At 63.7% G+C, this 3,120-nt stretch carries 2 protein-coding genes; both read left to right on the top strand.

Annotated elements, in window-relative coordinates:
* Positions 1 to 1,152: 1,152 nt before the first annotated feature.
* Entirely contained in the window at positions 1,153 to 1,431 is a 279-nt protein-coding gene (locus tag ACO1BU_RS36550) for a hypothetical protein (protein ID WP_424140772.1), read from the top strand.
* A 1,028-nt stretch (positions 1,432 to 2,459) separates the two neighbouring features.
* Positions 2,460 to 2,663: a hypothetical protein gene (locus tag ACO1BU_RS36545; RefSeq protein WP_424140771.1), complete on the top strand. Its 204-nt coding sequence runs from the start codon at positions 2,460 to 2,462 to the stop codon at positions 2,661 to 2,663.
* Positions 2,664 to 3,120: the final 457 nt, after the last annotated feature.

Genomic DNA, 3,120 nt, shown 5'->3' with positions numbered 1-3,120 from the left:
TCAGCCCCCCTTCCGGGGAAGCCCGATCCGTGGCGGGGCGCGGGAAATGACCCCTTCCGAGCCCCGCGTCAAGACCGCTCCGTCACCCCACCCTAACTTTCCCCAACAACACCAAACCAACCAACACACATTGCAAACCCACAGCCGGGGCCCGTTCAGCTCTTCGGCCTCCGCGTCGCCGCGCTTGGCAGGCTCTAGGGAACCGAACGTGCTCTTCACCTGCTCCTGCAACACCCAAGCGGAGGCAACGCCTCGTCCAACTCACACCTAGCGATGGTAGATGGAACGTCCGTGCCGGCCTCGCCGGCAGTGCACCGGGTCTGCTCAAGACGGTGCTCAGACTTCCAAGTCGAATTTCGTCGGCGCTGGGTTACCCACAGCACCTGGGGCAACTCTGGGAGTTTGATCGGGATTACTTGTGCAAGGTGCTGAAAGGATGTGGCTTTCTGGCTTCGATCCTAAATCGGTCCGATTCGCCGGGGCAATGGCGCATCTCCGGGTGGATGCTGTATTGCTATGCGGCAGTGCAGTTCCCACGCAGCCCGTGCGCACGCCGAGACGTAAGCTCCCAAGGCCGATACCGGGCCGCCCGACCTGCGAGGCAAACGCATCTTAGCGGAAGGGGAGGGGTGATTGCGGTAAGCTGACCGATGTGTTGCCGGCGGTCGGAGCATTGCTGCACTTCAGCGGAACCAATTCCTCGGGGCGCAGTAAGAGGATGCATGCGGAGTCCAGGAGGCGGATGAATGATCTGGGGCGGGCTGACGGCCAGCACGTGAGGGTGAGAGCCCATGTCATCACGGCGATTTTCGGGGACCGTCGGAGTTGCGGCAGATAGTCGAGCACGCGGACAAGTCCCGCCAGGTAAGTCGCACGGCCGAGATCAGGTGGTGTTCGCCCCCCCCACGCCCTCAGCCAAGCAGGTTCGGCTACCGTTCTCCTCTGCGAAGGCAGCGCTCGGCCGCGCCCTCTCCCGCGGCTCAGCCTCGAAGCTCCAGCCTTGTCCTGCGCGCCGCCCGGACTTCGCACCATGCTCGTTCCGGCGCTTGGGCCCCTTATCCCCGCTATTCTCAATGATCCCCGGTATTCCCCGATTTCCGGATGCCGGGCACCGGGACAGCTTCCAGCCCACGGGCAAGTTGGAGCAGAGAGATGACGTACCAGACCGGAGTCAGAATTATGCTGGAAGGCGGCGATGGGATAGCCGTAGAGGCCGCCGCGGCGGAGTTGAAGACGAGACTGGGGGAGCGCTTCTCCGTCACGGCGCGCCGGCGGGCGTGCGGCCCTGCCGGGCTACGTCTGATCGGAGCCATGCTGGTCAGCGCGTCCTCGAGCCTGGACGCCGGTGTCGGTGATCTCCTGGACAGGCTTTACGCCGGGTTCGGTGCTACGCCAGACGCGACCGACCGGGAAGGCAACACGGCTGAATAGTGCTCCCGGGCTGTGTCGATCCGAGCGTGGCGAGCGCGAGGTTCGCTGTCTGTATCATACCCAACGCTGCTGAGCTGCTTGAAGGACTGATGGCAGTCTGAAGCATCGCTGCCCAGGTCGGTCTTCGCATTCGTGTCCAAACCACGCCGTGACGATGGAGCAACCGAATCTGTACCGGACTGGACAATTTTATCGCGAGGACGCGTTGCTCTAGCCGCTTGATCTCACCTGGCGCATGCACGTGCAGCCAAGCCTTCGGCGAGGCCAGGAACGCGGGCTGAGATATGCGTGGCGTCGATTGTGCTCCATACAGTCGAACCTCAGTGCCTGGAGCACTGGGATATCGTTGACGTGGAAGCACGGCCAGCCGGCAAGGCGATGAAGTCGCCAGCGCTCAATCTGAAGCCCTCGTCATCGACCTCCGTTCGATCCTGGCCGCTGACGGCCTATCAAATGGTACCGCCGGTGTGCAGGAGCGCCCACTTCAGACCCGCTACGCATTACGGGGTAGCATGGCCTACTCGGTGGGCCTGGTGGTCTGAGTTGGAACCTGCGTCGCGCCGTCGGACCGGGCGCTACAACGCCTCGCGCTCCTGCGCCGTCAGCACCACCGCTGCCTGGACGGGGCAAGCTCGTTCGACTTCTCTGCGGTGCCCGTGTGGCACTAGCCGGAGGTGAGTGCGTGCAGGAAGCTGGAGCTGAGCCGCCCGTCACCTAGGGTTTGGGCTGGGCGGGTTCTTCGACATGAATGGCCGATCCCTCCCGCTGCTCCTTTGAGAGCGGGAGCAGGTCTGCCGGTTCCACATCCGTGCCGCAAGCGGCGCCCCTGAAGCACGAAATCATAGCCTCGGTAGAGAGTGGGTTCGGCTTACAAGCCTGTCTCGACGCAGCGATAGGCTCCTAAGCTTGTCCTGTCTTTAACAACATTTCATGGCAGTTCCCTGCGCGATGGGAGTTCTCACGGGCCCGTTACCGGGATAAATGTGGCGGGACGAGGGCGGTCACGCCCAGCGAGGTGTGAGGATATCATGGCGGACGTAACGGTCGATTCCATGGGCAGGGACTCGGACATGTCCATGCTCCATCTGATGACGGCGAACGTTGATTTCGCGCAAAAGGCGCTCGACGCTTTCTCTGCTCTGCGGGCCGCACGCGCTACCGGCGTCGGGAGCAAGATGCTGGACGCGCGCAATGCCTGGGACGCGCTCTGCAAGGCATTCGGGCGCTCCTAGGGCACCGCTGTAGGGGCGGCGCCCAGCCCCGGGGTGGCAGGGTCTAAAGGACGCTTTGAAAACGTCGAGCGGCTAAGACGACTTCGAGGAAGCCACCGAGGGCGAGTTGGCTTCTGACGGCTCCTGAATGACGAGGGCCCGCCAGCGGAGCGGTCTGCAGGCAACAGTGCACGTGGATGGAACCTCTCCGTCCGGATCCCCGGCGCGGGTTAGACCTCTCGACATGCTCGGGTGGCCTCGCGGCCGTCGCCATACGATCGAGTGCGACGAGCGCGCAGGGCGATTGCGGGACAGGGCGACGACGGTACGCCAGCGCCTTGTGCTCCGGGTGTATGCGTCAGCCGATCCCGGCCTTGAGTTGATGGTGGTGGTTCGCCGAAGTGGCTGTCATGACGGACAGCACGACGACGGCATCACTCGCTAACCCCTCTTACGACGGTAGTATGAGCGGCTCCGG

The sequence above is a fragment of the Roseomonas chloroacetimidivorans genome, assembly GCF_049629625.1.
Classification (GTDB): Bacteria; Pseudomonadota; Alphaproteobacteria; order Acetobacterales; family Acetobacteraceae; genus Roseomonas; species Roseomonas chloroacetimidivorans.
This window is presented reverse-complemented; position numbering and strand designations above follow the sequence as displayed.

Excerpts from the sequence above, each read along its gene's own strand:
- ACO1BU_RS36550 (WP_424140772.1), top strand. The coding sequence starts at position 1,153 with ATGACGTACCAGACCGGAGTCAGAATTATGCTGGAAGGCGGCGATGGG.
- ACO1BU_RS36545 (WP_424140771.1), top strand. The coding sequence starts at position 2,460 with ATGGCGGACGTAACGGTCGATTCCATGGGCAGGGACTCGGACATGTCC.